Origin of the sequence: Candidatus Phycosocius spiralis (assembly GCF_030158815.1) — a bacterium.
Lineage (GTDB): Bacteria > Pseudomonadota > Alphaproteobacteria > Caulobacterales > Aquidulcibacteraceae > Aquidulcibacter > Aquidulcibacter spiralis.
Genome location: NZ_BPFZ01000002.1, coordinates 53,659 through 72,747 on the forward strand (window position 1 = coordinate 53,659; position 19,089 = coordinate 72,747).

At 51.6% G+C, this 19,089-nt stretch carries 15 protein-coding genes and 1 pseudogene; 15 read left to right on the forward strand and 1 reads right to left on the reverse strand.

The annotated features are described in order from the left end of the window. The first annotated feature begins 5 nt into the window (after positions 1–5). From PsB1_RS01935 to PsB1_RS11890, 15 genes and pseudogenes are all read left to right on the forward strand, one after another. A complete protein-coding gene (locus tag PsB1_RS01935; RefSeq protein ID WP_284358710.1) occupies positions 6–1,397 on the forward strand; it encodes a flagellar hook protein FlgE in 1,392 nt (463 codons plus the stop codon). A 139-nt stretch (positions 1,398–1,536) separates the two neighbouring features. Further along, the gene (gene sciP, locus PsB1_RS01940; RefSeq protein ID WP_284358711.1) at positions 1,537–1,806 is read left to right on the forward strand and encodes a CtrA inhibitor SciP; all 270 of its coding nucleotides are present in this window, start codon (positions 1,537–1,539) and stop codon (positions 1,804–1,806) included. A gap of 234 nt (positions 1,807–2,040) precedes the next feature. Then, positions 2,041–3,642: a flagellar basal-body MS-ring/collar protein FliF gene (fliF, locus tag PsB1_RS01945; RefSeq protein ID WP_284358713.1), complete on the forward strand. Its 1,602-nt coding sequence runs from the start codon at positions 2,041–2,043 to the stop codon at positions 3,640–3,642. A gap of 5 nt (positions 3,643–3,647) precedes the next feature. Then, positions 3,648–4,655 carry a flagellar motor switch protein FliG gene (fliG, locus tag PsB1_RS01950; RefSeq protein WP_284358714.1) on the forward strand — a complete coding sequence of 336 codons (1,008 nt, stop codon included), beginning with the start codon at positions 3,648–3,650 and terminating at the stop codon, positions 4,653–4,655. Positions 4,656–4,665: 10 nt separating this feature from the next. After that, positions 4,666–5,316 carry a FliH/SctL family protein gene (locus PsB1_RS01955; protein ID WP_284358715.1) on the forward strand — a complete coding sequence of 217 codons (651 nt, stop codon included), beginning with the start codon at positions 4,666–4,668 and terminating at the stop codon, positions 5,314–5,316. 1 nt (position 5,317) lies between these two features. Next, positions 5,318–5,674, forward strand: a complete 357-nt coding sequence (gene fliN / locus PsB1_RS01960; RefSeq protein WP_420887857.1) for a flagellar motor switch protein FliN — start codon at positions 5,318–5,320, stop codon at positions 5,672–5,674. A 72-nt stretch (positions 5,675–5,746) separates the two neighbouring features. After that, positions 5,747–7,138 (forward strand): sigma-54-dependent transcriptional regulator FlbD, encoded by a 1,392-nt coding sequence (flbD, locus tag PsB1_RS01965; protein WP_284358716.1) that lies wholly within the window; start codon positions 5,747–5,749, stop codon positions 7,136–7,138. Between the two features lie 9 nt (positions 7,139–7,147). After that, the gene (gene flhA, locus PsB1_RS01970) at positions 7,148–9,289 is read left to right on the forward strand and encodes a flagellar biosynthesis protein FlhA (protein WP_420887859.1); all 2,142 of its coding nucleotides are present in this window, start codon (positions 7,148–7,150) and stop codon (positions 9,287–9,289) included. A 12-nt stretch (positions 9,290–9,301) separates the two neighbouring features. Next, on the forward strand, positions 9,302–10,666 hold the full coding sequence (locus PsB1_RS01975) for a flagellar biosynthesis protein FlhF (RefSeq protein ID WP_284358717.1): 1,365 nt from the start codon (positions 9,302–9,304) through the stop codon (positions 10,664–10,666). Beyond that, positions 10,663–11,505, forward strand: a complete 843-nt coding sequence (locus tag PsB1_RS01980) for a nucleotide-binding protein (protein WP_284358718.1) — start codon at positions 10,663–10,665, stop codon at positions 11,503–11,505. The genes PsB1_RS01975 and PsB1_RS01980 overlap by 4 nt, the downstream gene beginning before the upstream one ends. 41 nt (positions 11,506–11,546) lie before the next feature. Beyond that, positions 11,547–13,703 carry a primosomal protein N' gene (locus PsB1_RS01985; protein ID WP_284358719.1) on the forward strand — a complete coding sequence of 719 codons (2,157 nt, stop codon included), beginning with the start codon at positions 11,547–11,549 and terminating at the stop codon, positions 13,701–13,703. 10 nt (positions 13,704–13,713) lie between these two features. Further along, complete coding sequence (locus PsB1_RS01990; RefSeq protein ID WP_284358720.1) at positions 13,714–14,436, forward strand: glutathione S-transferase family protein; 723 nt, start codon at positions 13,714–13,716, stop codon at positions 14,434–14,436. 7 nt (positions 14,437–14,443) lie between these two features. Further along, a complete protein-coding gene (gene queG, locus PsB1_RS01995; protein ID WP_284358722.1) occupies positions 14,444–15,583 on the forward strand; it encodes a tRNA epoxyqueuosine(34) reductase QueG in 1,140 nt (379 codons plus the stop codon). After that, entirely contained in the window at positions 15,565–16,332 is a 768-nt protein-coding gene (gene mtgA, locus PsB1_RS02000; protein WP_420887861.1) for a monofunctional biosynthetic peptidoglycan transglycosylase, read from the forward strand. The genes queG and mtgA overlap by 19 nt, the downstream gene beginning before the upstream one ends. Positions 16,333–16,466: 134 nt before the next feature. Beyond that, positions 16,467–16,918 (forward strand): annotated as a pseudogene (locus PsB1_RS11890) (DUF815 domain-containing protein). 200 nt (positions 16,919–17,118) lie between these two features. Here the strand turns inward: PsB1_RS11890 and PsB1_RS02010 are convergent. Beyond that, positions 17,119–18,951: a DUF885 domain-containing protein gene (locus PsB1_RS02010; protein WP_284358724.1), complete on the reverse strand. Its 1,833-nt coding sequence runs from the start codon at positions 18,949–18,951 to the stop codon at positions 17,119–17,121. Positions 18,952–19,089: the final 138 nt, after the last annotated feature.

The following is a 19,089-nucleotide window of genomic DNA, read 5'->3' on the forward strand; positions in this document are numbered from 1 at the left end:
ATTCAATGTCGATCTCTAGTGCCATGTTGGCGGGGGTTTCCTCCCTGCTGGCCAATTCCACCGCCATGTCTGTGGTTTCAGATAATATTGCAAACTCAAACACCACAGCCTTTAAACGCAATAGAAGCGATTTTACCCGTCTCGTGAATGTCCAAAGCACAAGCATCCCTTATTCGGCTGGTGGGGTTACTACAAGAACACGACAGCTGATCACTGCGCAAGGTAGTTTAAACTCAACTGGCACCGTGACAGATTTAGCAATCAGCGGGCAAGGATTTTTTGTAGTTTCTCCCAACAAGCCAGTAGGATCAGCTGCTGATGATGTCGCCTTCACGCGTGTGGGTTCTTTTACCCCTGATGATGATGGCAATCTTGTCAATCAGGCGGGATTTTATCTCCAAGGCTGGCGGGTAAAATCAAATGGGGATCTAACAACCAGCCCAACCGATCTTACGCTCCTTGAAACGGTTAACATTAATTCTGTCTCAGGTACAGCTACGCCTTCAACCATAGCCAAAATAAACGGCAATCTGAAGTCCACAACACCAACCAACCCAAATATAACCAACAACACATATAATGTTGCAACCAACAATATGGCCTCTGGCGCGGTAAAGCCAGATGTTGCTTGGACGTTTCAAATTTATGACAGTCTGGGAGGGTTAAAAACGTTCACCCTAGGTATGCTTAAAAGTGCGACTGCCAATCAATGGACAACTGAAATCTATGCCTCCCCTGCCAGCAATATTGCTGCTGGTGCACCCTTAGTTAATGGTCAGATCGCGGTAGGCACTTTAGCATTTACCCCCAACGGCCGTATTGATACCACCAATACAACGGCTGCCCTATTAGGTGCCTTTAACATTGGGGCAGCAACGGCAAATCCACCAGCTCCGGGTACTGTCAGTTGGGCCCCAAGTACAGGTCTTGCGGCACAAAGTTTTAGACTTGACCTTGGTCAGATCTCTCCTGAAGGTGGGGTCACTCAATTTGATAGCGCAACCTCAATCAGCAGTACGACGACCGACGGTGCCCTGTTTAGTGAAGTTCGTGGCATTGAAGTCAGTAAGGATGGATTTGTCACCGCGCTGTTCAATAATGGTGTCACCCGAAAGCTATACAAACTGCCCATAGGCACTTTTGTTAATCCCGAAGGGCTTCGTCCAGGCAGTGGTGGAATTTATCGGCCAGGAGATAATTCAGGAAACTATAATCTCAAACAAGCTGGAGAGGGTGGTGCCGGTCAAGTGAACTCATCAAGTTTAGAAGCCTCTACCGTGGATTTGGCACTGGAATTTACCAATATGATCAGTGTGCAACGCGCCTATAGTGCGTCATCCAAAATCATCACGACGGCCGATGAAATGCTCGACGAAGTGATTCGCATGAAGCGTTAAGACGACTAGCTTAACCCAATTCATGTGGCGATCAGAAAAATTCTGATGACTTAAATCATTCAAAATTAAGCCTGTCGCTTAGGGCGACCTTAAATCGAAAGGCATATCTTCTCGCACGAGAAGATATGGAGGTGAGCACATGGTGCACGCCATGCAACGAGAATTATCTGTAACAGGGCCAGAGGGAACACCTCTTACCCTATCGAGTTTACCGCCGCCAAATACGGCGCGCTGGGTTGCCCGTCGGAAGGCAGAAGTTGTCGCGGCTGTCAAAGGGGGTTTGTTGAGCTTTGAAGATGCTTGCACGCGTTATCGTATCACAACTGAGGAATTCCTAGGTTGGCAAAGACAAGTAGATCGCCATGGTTTACCAGGCCTTCGTGTAACACGCCTACAAAATTATCGATAAGTTTACAGGCTTATGGGCCAAAATTAACTTATTTTTTACCTAACACCGGGAAAAAGCTGCCTAGCAGGCAAAAATGACCGAGTGGTCTGCATGGGCCACTTGGTTATCTTGCCTTCACGCCTGAGCCAATTCATGTCGTCAATGACTTGGTAAATGGTTGAGTAGCGTTAGAATGTCAGGCGGAAACGCTATCAAATCCGCCGGTTTGATGGCTCGTCTTGGAGGGTGTGGGTTTTGGATCGGTTGCTCAGTCTTCTTAAATCAGCAGGACCGGTCAAACTGATCGCCGCCTTTGGGGTAACTGCTTTGGTTGCAGTAGCCCTTTTTGCGATTATGTTTCGTGTTGGCGCTGAAGAGCGTGCCTTATTGTATTCTGATTTATCGCCCAAAGACGCAGCGGCAATCTCTGAAAGCCTCACTGCCGCCAATGTCGACTTTCAAATGTCGCCGGAAGGCTCGAGCATTTTTGTTCCCCGCTCAAAAGTGGCTGAAGCGCGTATGCGTTTGGCGGCTGACGGTCTGCCGGGCCAAGGATCCATTGGTTATGAAATCTTTGACAAACAAGATGCACTCGGTGCCACTACCTTTGTGCAAAATGTCAATAAATTACGCGCTTTGGAAGGGGAATTGGCACGCTCTATTGATAGCTTAGAAACCGTAAAATCGGCCAGGGTTCATTTGGTTATCCCTGAAAAGGCCTTGTTTGAAACTGATCGTCAACCGCCCACGGCTTCTATCGTCGTTGGCCTGGAACGTGGCTCTTTGTCTGAAAAGCAAACTGCGGCAATCCGAAGCCTCGTTGCTGCCGCTGTGCAGGGTCTCTCCCCTGATAAAGTGACTATTCTTGACGAGCGGGGTGAGCTTTTGGCAGGGGCCAGTATCGGGGCTGATGCCGCTTCTGCGGCGATGGATGACCGCACAACCCAATATGAGGAGCGATTACGCCGCCGCTTACAAGAGATCGTTGAAGGCATTGTTGGGGCTGGGGGCGCTCGGGTTCAAGTCACAGCTGACCTTGATTTCTCTCAAGTCACAACCACGCAAGAAAACTTCAATCCAGACCAAGTAGCACCTCGTTCAACGCGCACAATTGAAGAAGTCGCTGCCGACAGAAGTACAGATCAAGGCGTAACCCAAGCGCAAAATGTTCCTGACGGGCAGAATCCAGGCGATGCAGGGGGCAATGCTTCCAACTCCAACCGAACCGACGAGACGGTTAATTATGAAATTTCAAAGAGCACGCGCACCGAAATCGTTACACCTGGCAAAGTAACCCGCTTGTCCGTCGCTGTTGCCGTAGACGGGGTCACGACACCGGCAGCAAAAGCTGGCAGTGCTCCAACTTGGTCGCCACGTCCGCAAGCCGAAATGCAGCAAATCACAGCCCTTGTTAGTTCCGCAGCAGGGATTAACCCTGAACGGGGCGATAAGATTGAAGTTGTGAATGTGCGCTTTGCCAAATCTCCAAATGATATAGGTTCAACTGCGCCTGGGCCATTTGCCTTTGATAAGAATGACATCTTGCGTGCCGCAGAAATCCTGGCCATGACCTTAGTAGCAGCGGCCTTGTTATTCTTTGTCGCGCGGCCGATGATCAAAGGTCTATTTGAGCCTCCTAAACCTGCTACAGGTCCGATGGGCGTTCTTGGCGTCGTTGGCCCTGATGGGTCGATTGCCTTGACCGAGGATGGGGAGATTGACGAAGATCGAATTGATATCGCGCGCATTCAAGGCTCGCTCAATGCGAATGCCATGAAGCAGGTTTCTGATATGGTTAAAGAAAATCCTGATCAGACCGTTTCTGTCATTCGTTCATGGTTGCAGGAAGATAAGTAGCCGTCATGATCACTTCCATTAATCAACTCAAAGGTGCGGAAAAAGCAGCGGTCTTCCTACTCGTGCTTGGCGATGAGCATAAAAATCTGTGGGAATTGCTCGACGATGATGAAATCAAAGAGATTTCTCAAGCCATGTCCAATTTGGGCAATGTTCAGGCCTCCGCAGTCGAAGAATTGATGGTTGATTTTGTTGGCCGCATGTCGGCAACGGGCGCGGTAATGGGCTCTTATGAGCAGACCCAAAGGCTTCTGCAATCCATTCTCCCGGCAGACAAAGTCGATGCCATTATGGAAGAAATCCGTGGCCCCGCTGGACGTACCATGTGGGATAAATTGGGTAATGTCGCTGAAACCACGCTCGCCAATTATCTTAAGAACGAATATCCCCAAACTGTCGCAGTCGTGCTTTCCAAGGTTAAACCAGACCATGCAGCGCGGGTATTATCAGCCTTGCCAGACGATTTCGCACTCGAATGCATTAATCGTATGCTGCACATGGAGCCGATCCAACGTGATATATTGGAAAAAATTGAAATCACATTGCGCAATGAGTTTATGAGTAATCTGGCTCGCACCTCCAAACGTGATAGCCATGAGCTTATGGCCGAAATATTCAATAATTTCGACCGTGCTACCGAAAACCGCTTTATTGGTGCTCTTGAAGAGCGCAATCGAGAAGCAGCTGAGCGTATCCGCTCTTTGATGTTTGTGTTTGAAGATCTTAAGAAACTCGATCCCGGTGGTGTTCAAACCCTTCTGCGTGCTGTGGAAAAATCCCAATTGGCTTTAGCCCTCAAAGCGGCTTCAGACGAATTGCGCAATTTGTTTTTCAGCAATATGTCAGAGCGTGCATCTAAAATCATGCGGGAAGATATGGCCAGTATGGGGCCAGTACGCTTAAAAGATGTCGATGGCGCTCAGGCAGCCATGGTACAAATTGCAAAAGACCTCGCCCAACGCGGCGAAATCATGCTGGCAGAAGGCGGGCGTGAGGACGAGCTGATCTATTGAGGTGGTCGACATGATTTTACACAACAAATACAGTTTTGAGCCGATGTTTACCAAGGCCGGTGACAAGCCAAAAGTCAAAGCAAACCAGCGTAAATTAATTACCGATGAAGATATTGCAGAAGCCCATGCATCTGGATTTGAGCAGGGACGTCAAGACGAGTTGGTGAAACTAGAAGCCTCAATTGCAGATATACTGACTAATATTGCTCAAGCTATACATCATGTGCAGGGCCAATTGGCCGAAGAGATCCATTCCCTAAGACAAGACGCGGCTGAAGTTGCCATCACAGCGGCGCGCAGTGTGGCGGGCTCAGCGCTGGATGCTTATGGGCATGAAAGGGCTGTTGAGGTTGTTGCCGAAGCGGTCAGCCAGCTGCGCGATGTCCCACGAATTATAGTGCGCGTTCCACCGCAATTGGCACAATCCATCGAAGAGCGACTAATCAGTTGCGCTCGCGAAGCGGGATTTAGCGGCGAACTTGCAGTTAGACCTGATCCGGAGGCTTTGATGGGGGATTGTGCATTGGACTGGGGCGACGGCCTCATCGTCCATGACCGCATGGCAGCTTTTGCCGCGATCGAGGCGGCTTCACAAAAATGGATAGCCTCGGCACATGCCGAAGGGATAATCGACCAAATAGCCAGACCTGAGGAGGCCTGAAATGGACGAAGATACAGAGTCCTACGAAATGCCGGACCTCGATGAACTTGAGGACCTCCCACCTGAGTCTCCCCCTTCTGAGGAACCGCCTCAATACACACGCTCAGCGACAGATCTTGCTCCAGTCTTTGATGTACCGGTGAATATTAAGGCCGTACTTGGTCGTGCCACGATGGATGTTGCCTCTTTGCTTAAACTTGCACGGGGCTCTCTGATCGAACTGGATCGACGCGTCGGTGAGGCCATCGATATTTACGTGAACAATCGCCTAGTTGCTCGCGGTGAGTTGGTGGTTGTTGATGAGCGCTTAGGCGTCACTATGACAGAAATTATCAAAGACAATGACAGTTCAAGCTAGAAATCCACGAACTTACTTTGCATGCGCGAGCACGCAACATAGACAACATGCTTCGGCATGGGGAGACGACAGATGCGCGTGATGATCATTGGCAATATGAGCGGGCAACTCTCCGTCGCATCTAAGATTGCGATGGATCGCGGGGCCAAAGTATGCCAAGTCGACACCATTGAACAGGCGACGGTGGCCTTGCGCAATGGTAAGGGTGCTGACTTGCTTTTGGTTGATGTCAGTCATGATATTGCGGCATTAATTGCTCAAAATATAGCCGAACATATCATGGTTCCGGTGGTAGCGTGTGGGGTCTCGACTGACCCCAGAACGGCTGCCAATGCCATTCGCCAAGGCGCGCAAGAATTCTTGCCTCTGCCCCCTGATCCTGAACTGATTGCTGCCGTTTTGGCGGCCATCACCGATGATAATCGCCCAATCATCGCCCATGACCCCGCCATGAAATCAGTTTTAGGCTTGGCCGAGCAAATCGCGCCTTCAGATGCCAGTGTGCTGATTACTGGGGAAAGTGGGGTCGGCAAAGAAGTGATGGCCCGCTATGTCCACCAGCATTCGCGCCGCAAGGATAAAGCCTTCATCAGCGTCAATTGCGCAGCCATTCCTGACAATCTGCTTGAATCTGAGCTTTTTGGGCATGAAAAAGGGGCTTTCACGGGCGCTTTAGCGCGCCGGATTGGCAAGTTTGAAGAAGCCGATGGCGGGACACTTTTGCTCGATGAAATCAGCGAGATGGATATTAGACTGCAAGCTAAATTGCTCCGCGCCATCCAAGAAAGGGTCATTGACCGCGTGGGTGGCTCCAAGCCCGTACCCGTCAATATTCGTATCTTGGCAACCTCAAACCGCAACCTTCAGGAGGAAGTGCGCGACGGAAAATTCCGCGAAGACCTTTATTATCGCCTCAATGTTGTGAACCTATGCATTCCACCATTACGCGATCGGCCGGGTGATTTGGTAGCACTTTGTACCTATTTTATAAAAAAATATACTGCCGCAAACGGGATGAAGCCAAAAGGCATTACCAACCAGGCCTTAGAAGCGATCAAGGCCACTCACTGGCGTGGCAATGTTCGTGAACTCGAAAATGCGATGCATCGGGCGGTACTGCTTTCGGGTGGTGTTGAAATTGAAATCCATGACATTCGCCTGCCCGATGGCTCAATCCTCAACCAAGGTCCAAGTGGAAACTCGATCGCTTTGGCGGGGCAAGCCATGCTGGCCGCCCAAACCGTGCAAGCCGCGTCCGCCAATCTAGTTGGGCGAACCATTGAAGCAGTGGAGCAGGAGATGATCCTTGATACGCTTAAACATTGCTATGGCAATCGAACCCATGCCGCACAAATCCTTGGTATCTCAATTAGAACCCTGCGCAATAAGTTAAAACAATATCTTGATGCAGGTATTGAAGTGCCAGCGCCCGGCACAAATGAAACACGTTTTGTATACGGTTAAAGGCTCTCAATGACCGACACATCTGCAGCCATAGATACAACCATAGATAAAGCCATAAATTCTGGCCCAAAGGCACCCCAATTGAACCTCAAGGCCTTAATGGGCGGGGTTATGACCGGTCAGGTCTTGATGGGTGTGGGTATTGTCGGTTTGGTGGTCTTGCTGATCATTCCATTGCCACCATTCATGCTGGACTTTTTATTGGCGGTTTCGGTCACAGGTTCGGTGCTTATATTGATGACCGCTCTCTTCATAAGAAAGCCCCTTGAGTTTAGTGCCTTCCCTGCTGTGTTGCTGGTTGCAACCATGTTTCGGCTTGGATTGAATATTGCTTCTACTCGGCTGATTCTCAGCAATGGGCATCAAGGCCCAGATGCAGCGGGGGAGATCATTGCTGCCTTTGGTGATTTTATCATGGGTGGCAATTTTGTGATTGGGATTATCGTTTTTATCATTTTGGTGATTGTGAACTTTGTCGTCATCACTAAGGGTTCAACCCGTATTGCCGAAGTTGCAGCCCGTTTTAGCTTGGACGCTATGCCTGGTAAGCAAATGGCAGTGGATGCTGATTTGTCGGCGGGTTTGATCAATGAGGAAGAAGCGAGAAGAAGACGCAAAGAATTGGAAGGGGAAAGCAATTTCTTCGGGGCGATGGATGGTGCGTCCAAATTCGTTCGTGGCGATGCGGTGGCCGGTCTGATTATCACGTCTATCAACATCATTGGTGGTATCATTATCGGGATCGCGCAAGAAGGCCTAAGCTTTTCTGAGGCTGGAAAAACTTATACCCAATTAACCATTGGTGATGGTTTGATCAGTCAGATTCCCGCTTTGATCATCTCGCTTGCCGCGGGTATGTTGGTCGCCAAAGCAGGCGTTGATGAAGCCGCTGAAACGGCGATTGCCCGTCAACTCGCCGGCAGTCCTCAAGCTCTAGGCATGGTCGCGGCAACTGCATTTATCGCAGGCATTCTGCCTGGCATGCCGATGATTGCTTTCTGGTTGATTGGAGCTGGTGCGGCTTATTTAGCCTATAAATTATGGAAAGCTGAAGCCGACAAACAATTTGGCTTAGATACCGCTGCCCAAGAGGCTGCAAATGCACTTCCAACCACCGAAGAAGACGAACCCATTGCCACCGCGCTCAGCATTGATGAGCTTAAGATTGAATTGGGCTATGGCCTCTTGGCACTCGTCAATGATGTGCAAGGCAAACGCATTACCGATCAAATCAAAGCACTGCGCCGCCAAATTGCGCAAGAACTAGGCTTTATCATGCCAGCCGTACGCATTCTCGACAATATGACCATACCCAATAATGGCTATTCTATTCGGGTGAAGGAGATGGAGGCCGGGGAAGGTGAGTTAAGGATTGGCCAATTATTGGTTATGGACCCATCGGGCGAAACACCCAATCTGCCCGGTGAACCTTGCCAAGAGCCTGCATTTGGCTTGCCTGCTGCATGGGTGAGTGAAAGCTTACGGGAAGAAGCTGCGTTTAAAGGCTATACGATTGTAGATCCTGCAACCGTACTGACCACGCATCTAACCGAAGTCGTCAAAGATAATATGCCAGACCTGCTCTCGATTGCCGAAGTGCAACGCCTGACCAAGGAATTGTCCAAAGAGCATCAAAAACTGGTGGAAGATACTATTCCAAGCCAAGTTTCCTGGGCGACTGTGCAGCGTGTCTTGCAAAGTCTATTGCGCGAAAGGGTATCCATCCGCGATCTGGCCTCGATCGTGGAAGCCATTTCAGAAGGAACATCTATGGATGCTGTTGCCTTGGTTGAGCATGTACGGGCCCGTCTATCACGCCAAATCTGCTTTCAAAACAGAAGCTCGGATGGATCCCTGCCCATTGTTGCTTTGTCCCCTCATTGGGAGCAAGCGTTTGCTGAAGCCATTGTGGGTGAACGTGGCGACCGTCAATTGGCCTTAGCACCTAGCCAAGTGCATGAGTTTGTGCAGGCGGTACGAGTCGCTTTAGATCGTGCAGCCCAGGGTGGCGAAATACCAGTCATCCTAACGTCAGGGGGTATCAGACCCTATGTGCGTTCTCTGATTGAGCGATTCCGCGCTCAGACCATGGTGATGAGCCAAAACGAAATTCACCCTAAAGCGAAACTTCGCACCTTGGGTAGTGTTTAGAAAGTTTGATTGATGCGCGTCTCCACCTTCTTTGCAGCAACCTTGCCTGAAGCCATCGCAGTGGTGCGCAAAGAACTTGGCCCAAAAGCAGTGGTTTTGAGCTGGCGTAATACACGCGGCGGCATTGAAATCAGTGCATCTGGCGAACCCCAAAAGCCCGAACGCCAAACTCAGCGCCAACAAACGCTTAAGTCTGATCAGCACATGCCGGGAAGATCTTCACGCAATGATCTACAAGATGAACCTGTTCGCAGCCACGCGCGCGTTAAACCGATCCCATTTGAGTCTAAGTCAGAAACCCTGTCCCAACATTTTAAACCTGAAGATTTTGCCTATGACGCCCCAAAACCTGTACAATGGTCAAAAGAAGCACCTAAAACAAAACCTCCCCCGATTGTGGGTCGTGGGACTGAAGCTTTACTGACAAAACAAGGTCTGATCAAAAAACCTGACTTGGCGACTAGACCTGAACCAAACACACGCAATCAATCAGCCCCTGCCACCCCGTCAGCCCGTCCAAACCGGCATGATCCATCACAATCAGAAGGCAGTACAACCTCCCCCCCCTTCTCGGCACAACCAGCCAAAGCCAGCGACATACCATTCACCAAACCTGCTCCCTCTCGTCTTACTCAGCTATGGCTGCGCGCAGGCCTAACCCCCCAACAGGCAGCGACTTGGACGATCAGTGACGATCCCCAACTACGCATAGCCTTAACCCAGACGCTCGAACAACGCATGCGGTTTGAACCCATTGAGGCTGCCCCAACCCAACCCTTAGTATTGGTCGGGCCACCGGGTTCTGGTAAGTCAGCTGCGGTAGCTAAGCTTGCGACCCGCGCTTTGGCTGTAGGCTATGAAACCTTAATGATTTCAGCTGATAGTGAGCGCTGTGGCGGAGCTGAACAATTGTGCGCTTTGGCGCAGCGCTTGGGGGCACACTTTGCAACCAGCACCACTGTGCAAGATCTGAACCGCCTAACCAAGGAAGCTAGAAAATCAGGTCAATGCATTCTTGTCGATGCCGCCGCCGCCAGCCCGCTACAGCCTTCCGATATGCGTGCGATTAAGCGCTTGATCGACGATGTTGGCCTTGAGCCAATCGTGTGTATCCCGGCGGATATGCGGTTTGATGATCAAGAGGATTTGGCTAAGGCTTACCGGGCTCTTGGTACTAAGCGCGCCATAATCACCCGCCTTGATCTTACCCAGAGACGCGCTTCGGTGCTTTTGGCCTTAGAGAGCGCTGATCTGGCCTTAGCACAAATCTCATCAACACCCCTGATAACCGGTGGTGTAGCGATCGCGTCTGCCAATCGCTTGGCCGCTTTATTGTTAGAGCCCTTTGATGATGTCCAAGCCGAGGATGCAGCATGAACGATAAGCTTGGCCAAGTTGTTAAGTTTCCAACCAAAAAACCGTTGGGACGTATCATGGCGATTGCGTCTGGGAAAGGGGGAGTTGGCAAAACCTTTGTGGCGGTTACCCTTGCACGTGCGCTTTCTGAACTGGGCGAGCGTGTGCTGCTTGTGGATAGTGATCTTGGCCTTGCCAATGTCGATATCCAATTGGGGATCCATCCAGACCTTAATTTAAGCCATGTTATGGATGGGGAAGCCACTCTGGCCGAAGCGGTGATGCGCATCGCTGGGGGTTCGACCTGTCTCGGCGGCTTTGACTTATTGCCAGGTAGTCATGGGGTTTCATCCATTGCTGAGCTAGGCGAGCGTGAGGTACAGCGCATGGGTGCTGGCATTACCGCATTGAGTTTTTCCTATGACCGCATTTTGGTTGATCTTTCAGCTGGCATTGGAAAGACCGTGTTGAAAATTGCCGCCGATGCCGATGATGTTTTACTGGTCGCGGTCGATGAACCTGCTTCTTTGACCGATGGTTATGCTTTTGTGAAACTGGTGCGCACGCGCAACCCCGATGCCCGAATTGGCATTTTGGCCAATCGCGTCAAAAATAAAAAGGAAGCCGATCGTATCTATCAATCCTTCGCGCGCGCCTGTGGAACTTGGCTGGGCTTTGAGCCTGGAAAGGCAGGTGCTATTCACGAAGATGGTGCTGTTAAAGCAGCAATTCGCGCCCAAATGCTGTTAGCGCGTCATGCACCTCAAGCCGTCGCGCTGGGAGACGTTGAAACCATTGCTCACCTCGTGCGCGCGGGTTCTGCCTTTCAAACCCACGTGGCAACCGCAGTCGAAGCTTAAAGCCTCTGCCCAAATCGCATGGGCTCGATTAAGAGGAAGCAATGCCGGTTGTTTCTGTCCTTTTGCCTTTGCCTTTGCCCGAAGCATTCGATTATGTCGTGCCAGGTGGCTTGATGCTGGGCCTTGGCGATGTGGTAGAGGTGCCTCTTGGCCACCATTCACGCATTGGCATCGTTTGGGCGTTAAAGCCCGATCAGGATGGCAGCAATTTAAAACCGGTTAAATCGCGTTTGGATAGCCCCCCCTTTGGCGAGGCATTACGCCAATTTATCGACTTTGCGGCCCGTTATCTCGTAACCCCGCCTGGGCAAGTGCTCGCCATGGTGCTACGCCAGCCTGAAGCTTTAGGTCCTGGCCCGTTTGAACGACTAGCGGTAACAACAGGTTTTATCCCTGAAAACATAAATGCGGCGCGTGCACGCGTGCTGTCTTTGGCGCAAATCCCGTTGCCGCGGGCTTTGCTTGCAAAAGAAGCCCAAGTGGGTTCAGCAATTGTCACAGCTCTTATAAAACAAGGGGCATTAAAAGAAATAGAACGCCCGGTTGATCTACCTTTTGAACCCCTTGATCCAACCCGCGCTGGCCGCCCACTGTCCGATAGTCAAGCCGACGCAGCCCATGTCATTGGGCGGGCGGTGCAACAAGGTGGCTTTAAACCGTTTTTACTCGATGGTGTAACAGGATCAGGCAAGACCGAAGTATATGTGGAAGCGGTGGCCCAAGCGCTGTTGGCGCGCCCAGACGATCAGATTTTGATCCTGTTGCCCGAAATCGCTTTGACCCAAACCTTTGTGGCGCGTTTTGAGGATCGGTTTGGCACCCCACCCGTACAATGGCATTCAGACGTGGGGTCCCCTGCCAAGCGACGGGCATGGCGAGAAGTGGCTGCCGGGCGCGCACGCTTAGTTATTGGCGCGCGCTCTGCCTTATTTCTACCATTTGCTAAGCTTTCTTTGATCATCGTCGATGAGGAGCATGATGGCAGTTATAAGCAAGATGAGGGTTTGCGCTACCATGCGCGCGACATGGCGGTTGCACGCGCCAAATTTGAAGAAGCTACGATCGTTTTGGGTTCTGCCACTCCGTCTTTGGAAACCAGCATCAATGCAGATGCCGGGCGCTATCAGCGCTTGGTGCTACCCAGCCGTTATGGCGTCGCCTTATTGCCGCAGATCGACCTGATCGACTTAAAATCGCACCCGCCCAAAAAAGATCACTGGCTTAGCCCGGTTTTAGTAAACGCGATGGCCGAAACATTAGCGCAAGGCGAACAAGTCTTATTATTCCTCAATCGGCGCGGGTACGCTCCCGTGGTTTTGTGCCGCACTTGTGGCCACCGCATGAAATCGCCAGAGACCGAATCCTGGCTAGTAGAGCATCGCTATTCCAATCGCTTGGTGTGCCACTTAACTGGCTTTTCGATGCGCAAGCCCGATTCTTGCCCCACATGTGGGACGCCGGGCGGACTGGTATCTGTAGGACCAGGGGTGGAGCGGATTGCAGCTGAGGCGGAAAATTTATTCCCACAAGCGCGCGTAGCCATTTTCTCCTCTGATACCACCCATACTCCCCAAGCCGTCCGCGACCTTGTGGCCCAAATGGAAGTGGGAGAAATCGATATTGTTATCGGCACCCAGATTGTCGCCAAGGGCCATAATTTCCCTAACCTGACCTTGGTGGGTGTGGTCGATGCTGACCTTGGCCTCAAAGGCGGTGATCCACGGGCAGGCGAGCGAACATACCAGATGTTAAGCCAAGTCGCCGGGCGTGCGGGTCGGGCTAATCGGCCCGGACGCGCGATGATCCAAACCTATTATCCAGACAATGAGGCGATACAAGCTCTCTACCTCGGAGACCGCGACGCATTTTTGGCGGCTGAAGTTATGGGGCGAGCGGCCGTGGGCGCGCCACCCTTTGGACGAATGGCGGCTTTGCACCTGATGGCCCAGAGCGAAAGTGCCGTAGATGCAGCCGCTGAGACTGCGGCACAAGCCTTGTTTCCTGTCGATGGCGTGGTCGTTTGGGGGCCAGCGCCACCGCCACTGTCTATGATCCGGGGTAGGCACCGGCGGCGCTTTTTGATTCAATCCACCAAAGAAGTGGACTTGTCAGCCTTCATGGCCGCATGGCGACGCCAGTTCCGCGTACCAGCTAGTGTGCGCGTGCAAGTCGACATCGACCCTTATTCGTTTCTGTGAAGCCGCTGCGATGCGGGGAATCATTGACCTTACCGATGGGCTCGCACAAAGAAATCCAATGCTCATTGTCCACACCAGAACATTGGACCCCCTATCACGGGCTGTGCGCTTGGCCTTAGGTGAGAAGCGGGCCGTCTTTCACGTTCGCGAAGCCCTTCCCTTTGAAGAGGATACGACGATTTTGGCCCTATCCCAAGACGGCACTACGCCGATTTTGGTCGATGATTCCTGGGGGCATGGGGCCACGATCTCTGAAGCCTTGTCGATCTTTGAGTATTTGGAAGACTTATTACCAACCCCACCCCTATTGCCGGGTGGGCCATTAGAGCGCGCGGCAGTGCGCACCTTGACCATTCGTGCCATAAGGTCTTTAGGGCCAATTGTAGAGCGCATTGTCACCGAAAAAGCCCGAAAACTCATGACCCGTGGAGGTGCACCTGACCCTTCCATCCTGCGTCAAGCTCACGGTGAGGCCAACCAAGCCTTGGACCAGATTGGTCGGGCGGCGGAAGGTGAGGGTTGGATAGGAGGTAAGAAATTATCGATGGCCGATTTAGTCGTGGCCGCCCATTTTTCAGTTCTTGATTATTTAGATGCGGTCAATTGGGCGAGTGCGCCTGCAGGTAAGGATTGGTATGCAAGGCTAAAGCAACGCCCCGCCTTTCGCCCCTTATTGTTGGATGGACTAGCTGGCCTAAGCGCGCCGCCTCATTATACCGATTTGGACTTTTAGGTTCGGTGTGACTAAGCCACCCCCCAACTCACCCCCGTTGCATGGCCTAGGTATCAAGGCGCTGGCCTTTGCGCATGGCTTTGACGCATGTGGCATTTGTGATGCAAGCGCACCTTGGCAAGCAGGCCTACGTTTACGCGCTTTTATCGAAGCGGGTCATCACGGCACCATGAATTGGATATCTGAAACCAGTCATCGGCGCAGTCACCCGACACATATGTGGGAAAGAGCTAAATCTGCCATTATGTTGGCACAAAACTATAGCCCTGCGCATAATCCCCTCGACGATTTGGCCCATAAGGACCGGGCCATTATCTCCGTTTATGCCGGTGGGGATGATTACCATGATGTGATCAAAAAAAAACTCAAAGCACTAGCGGGCGCGTTGCACCAACAATATGGCGCGCAAGTGAAAGTGTTTGTTGATACCGCCCCCTTGATGGAAAAACCCTTGGCGGCGCTAGCGGGTCTTGGTTGGCAGGGAAAGCACACCAATTTGGTTTCTACCCAATTTGGCTCATGGCTGTTTTTGGGCTGTATCTTGATGGATCAAGCAGTTTTGCCTGATGCGCCCAACCCAGATCATTGCGGTAGCTGTAGCGCATGTTTAGATATCTGCCCAACTAAAGCCTTTCTGGCACCATATCAATTGGATGCGCGGCGCTGCATTTCCTATCTCACCATAGAGCATAAGGGCCCAATACCCCGTGAGTTTCGCGCCGCAATCGGTAATCGCATCTATGGCTGTGATGATTGCCTGGCCGTTTGCCCGTGGAATAAGTTTGCCCAAACAGCGCAGGAGGCCAAACTGCACACACGGTCAGAGTTAGGCACCTTAAAACTGGTTGAATTAGCAGAACTTGATGATGCAGATTTTCGCGCTTTGTTTGTCAAAAATCCAGTCAAGCGTATAGGTCTTGAGCGCTTCTTGCGCAACGTCGCCATTGGCCTTGGCAATAGTGCGACCAAGGCGTCAATGAAAGCCGCGCTACACCTGAGTGAACATAAAAGCCCCTTAGTTCGTGGGGCTGCCATTTGGGCCTTATCGCAATTGATGTCGCACCAGGACTTTTCAAGCTTGGCGCAGGCCAGTATGCACAGAGAAACCGATCCCGATGTCATCGCCGAATGGGGCCACCCTCCTTGAACCCCGCCAGCAAACCAAACACTTTACGCAAGAAACCTCTACGCCCAAGCAAGGGTAAGACATGGGGGCGTCGCCTGATACAAGGCCTCATGATCTTGATCTTGACACCGATTGTGATAGCGCTCGCTTATCGCTTCGTGCCGATACCTGGCACTATTTTGATGGTGGAGCGCGCCCTGCAAGGTATGGATGTGCGGCGTATTCCTGTTCCCCTTACTCGTATAAGCCCGTATCTGGTGCGTTCAGTGATTGCCTCAGAAGATGCAAAATTTTGCAGCCATAATGGCTTTGATTGGATCGCCATTCAAAAGGCAGTCAAAAGCAATGAGCGGGGACGACGGCTACGCGGGGGCTCTACCATCAGTCAACAAACCGCCAAAAATGTATTTTTATGGCCCGAACGCTCTTGGTTGCGCAAAGGGCTAGAGACGGGCTTTACCGTTTTGATTGAGACGGTTTGGCCTAAGCGTCGTATTATGGAAGCCTATCTTAATGTCGCTGAGTTTGGTCCTGGTATTTTTGGGGCAGAGGCAGGAGCGCTTTATCATTTTGGCAAGCCGGCAAAGGATTTATCGCCACTAGAAGCCGCACGTATGGCGGCCATCTTGCCCTCACCAGGCAGGTGGAGCCCGACCAATCCGTCGCGTCGGATTGCGCGCAAATCCAATGCTATTGTCAAGGGTGCGCGCATGGTTCGAGAAAGTGGTCTTTCAAGCTGCATCTATCCACCAAAGAAAAAGTCTCAGTGAATAATCGAGGTGATACTCTTGCCCCATACCTCCCTTGAACGCATCGCCCAAGCTTTAGAACGCCTAGCCCCGCCTAGGGCTGAATTACCATCCGCGAACTTGCCGACCACCACAGTCAAGCCAATTGGCGTACCATCTTTTTTTTTGATGACCTCTCCATTGAGGCAACCGATGATAGCTATAAGGCGCTAAAATCAGTCATTGATGGCGGGGTATCGGGGGCTTTGGCCAATCTTTTGGTTTATGCCACATCCAATCGGCGCCATTTAATCAATCGCCCCGACGGCTCCCAGCAGGAGTTTAGACCTGAGGAAACGGCAGAAGAACAACGTGCCTTGGCCGAGCGTTTTGGCCTCTGGTTGGGTTTTCATCCCTTTGATCAAGCAGTGTGGTTATCCATTGTGACCCCTTATTGCCAAAGATTGATCTTGATCCTGGTGACCTTGAACTTGAGAGAAGCGCATTGCAATGGTCCACAAAGCTCGGTGCGCGTTCAGGACGTAGCGCTTGGCAATTTATCATTGAACGGGCCGGCCAATTAGGCCGCACCGTGACGATTGGCGGCCAAGGACACTCTGCTTTTTAAAATTGGTGTCGGGAATACTCAACTTAGCGATATTGGTGCTCAATGTCTTCCATCAAACCCTATAAGTCCGATACTGCCTCCCCACACCCCAACTCACGCCATTGAGGTCAGGTAGCTAGGCAGAACATGAGCGTGCAAAATGCACTGCGCCTTTGCAGGTAGAGAAGAATGCGGCGCTGGGGCATTAGGTTCTAAAATGATCAGGCCTTGATCCCATTTTGCCAGTCGACAATTACTTGGTCTAACACGTCCAAGGGCATTGGGCCGCGCAATAGGATTTGATCGTGGAAGGCTTTAAGGTCGAACTTGTCACCCAATTTTGTCTTGGCATCGGTGCGCAAACGGATGATATTGGTTTTGCCAACCATATAACTGGACGCTTGGCCGGGCCACACGCAATAGCGCTCAACCTCGGTGACAATGCTGTCGCGCGTATCCCCTGTCGCCTCCATCATATAATCGACGGCTTGCTCCTTGCTCCATTTTTTTGCGTGCAGGCCGGTATCGACAACCAAGCGTGCCGCACGGAATGCCGCTGATTGCGCATAGCCTAAACGGCCCGCGATATCGCCTTCATAGAGGCCCAGCTCATCGGCCAATTGCTCAGCATAAAGGGCCCAACCTTCACCATAGGCGCCAAACCACAGCATTTTTGATCGTAAAAATGGCAATCCTTGGGCTTCTTGCGCCAAAGAAATCTGCAAGTGATGGCCGGGCTGGGCTTCGTGATAGGTCAAAGTCGGCAAGGACCATTTGGGCCTAGCGGCGGTGTCACGCAGATTGATATAATATGCCCCCGGGCGCGACCCATCAGGTGCTGGTTGTTGGTAATAACCGCCAGGAGCGCCTGCTTCGGTATAGGCAGGCACGCGTTTGACTTCACAATCGGCTTTGGCGAGGGTGGCGAAAACTTCTGGCAGACGTTTTTTCAAATTGGCCATTTGCACATTGAGATCGGCCAATAATTGGGTTTTGCCCGCTTCATTATTGGGGTAAAGATATTTTGGATCCTTGCCCAAGGCCGCCATGCGTTCCCCGACACTGCCTTGCGTCATGCCCAGCTGCTTTAGACCAGCATCCATTTGCGAACCATAAGAACCAACCAGATCACGCCCCAATTCATGAACTTCGTTGGGGGTCATTTTGGTTGTGGTCCAATAGCCAAGGGCAGCTTGGTAATAAGCTTCCCCTTCAGGAAGTTTCCATACACCAGCATCGGACTTCGCTTGCCCGCGTAGACCTTCAAACAAGTCAATTTGGGCCTGATAGGCGGGTAAAACCTTTTCAATGACTAGCTTAGTGCACGCTTCGCCTAAGCCCGCTGCATCAAGCCCCGCCTCCTTGGCCTTGCGTACAAGCCCCGCCACAAGGACGCTATCCTTGGCTGGAGTTCTCATAAAGGTACGCAATTGGCCGAGTGTACGATCGATGATGAAGTCGGGCGGAACCACCCCTTTAGCCACATCGGCTTTCACCCGTGTAACTTCTTGACCCATTTGCCCTGCAAAACCCTCAACCCGCGAAAGCCAGGCCTGCGCATCATCCTTGGTCTTGACCACGTGCTGACTATCGAGGAAATCGGGCATGCCAACATAAGAGCCGGTTAATTGCGACACCAAATACGGGTTGGGTGAGCCGTAACCCGCTGAGCCATAGCCCATGGGGGCAGCGGCTGCTGAATAGGTCAGCGCCGAGGTGACGACTTGATGGGTGATTTTATCAGTGGGGTTGAGACTTGTTTGATCAATGGCACCAAGATCCTTTAGCCAGCCTGCAACCCATTGATTGCGCTTGATTTCTGCATCAGCCGAAGCATCAGACACCCGTGCCTTATAGGGCCCCCCTGCCAAAGCTTCAGGTACAGTGAGGGATGATGCAATTTCAGGTGAGTCTTTAAGCATGGTTGTCGTGATGGTGTCGATCAAAGCCTTGAGGGCAGGATTATCGGCTTTGCTTTGACTGCAGCCCCACAAAAAACTACCCGCACAAACGGATGCAGCACCCAATAAAGCATCTCGACGCGTAATTTGCATGGCTTCCCCCTGATGGCTCACAATGATGATAGGTCAAAACATTAAACCTAACGACTTAGTCTTTGTTATGGCAGTTTTCCCTCCAAAAAAAGGGTAGACCACTCATATCTAACAGTCGCGACCATAGCCGCCATCATG

Bases quoted from the DNA above. Each gene is read 5' to 3' on its own strand.
- PsB1_RS01975 (WP_284358717.1), top strand. From the start codon at position 9,302: ATGCGCGTCTCCACCTTCTTTGCAGCAACCTTGCCTGAAGCCATCGCA.
- fliN (WP_420887857.1), top strand. From the start codon at position 5,318: ATGGACGAAGATACAGAGTCCTACGAAATGCCGGACCTCGATGAACTT.
- fliG (WP_284358714.1), top strand. From the start codon at position 3,648: ATGATCACTTCCATTAATCAACTCAAAGGTGCGGAAAAAGCAGCGGTC.
- flbD (WP_284358716.1), top strand. From the start codon at position 5,747: ATGCGCGTGATGATCATTGGCAATATGAGCGGGCAACTCTCCGTCGCA.
- mtgA (WP_420887861.1), top strand. From the start codon at position 15,565: ATGGGGCCACCCTCCTTGAACCCCGCCAGCAAACCAAACACTTTACGC.
- PsB1_RS01935 (WP_284358710.1), top strand. From the start codon at position 6: ATGTCGATCTCTAGTGCCATGTTGGCGGGGGTTTCCTCCCTGCTGGCC.
- PsB1_RS01990 (WP_284358720.1), top strand. From the start codon at position 13,714: ATGCGGGGAATCATTGACCTTACCGATGGGCTCGCACAAAGAAATCCA.
- PsB1_RS01980 (WP_284358718.1), top strand. From the start codon at position 10,663: ATGAACGATAAGCTTGGCCAAGTTGTTAAGTTTCCAACCAAAAAACCG.
- PsB1_RS02010 (WP_284358724.1), bottom strand. From the start codon at position 18,951: ATGCAAATTACGCGTCGAGATGCTTTATTGGGTGCTGCATCCGTTTGT.
- PsB1_RS01985 (WP_284358719.1), top strand. From the start codon at position 11,547: ATGCCGGTTGTTTCTGTCCTTTTGCCTTTGCCTTTGCCCGAAGCATTC.
- sciP (WP_284358711.1), top strand. From the start codon at position 1,537: ATGGTGCACGCCATGCAACGAGAATTATCTGTAACAGGGCCAGAGGGA.
- PsB1_RS01955 (WP_284358715.1), top strand. From the start codon at position 4,666: ATGATTTTACACAACAAATACAGTTTTGAGCCGATGTTTACCAAGGCC.
- flhA (WP_420887859.1), top strand. From the start codon at position 7,148: ATGACCGACACATCTGCAGCCATAGATACAACCATAGATAAAGCCATA.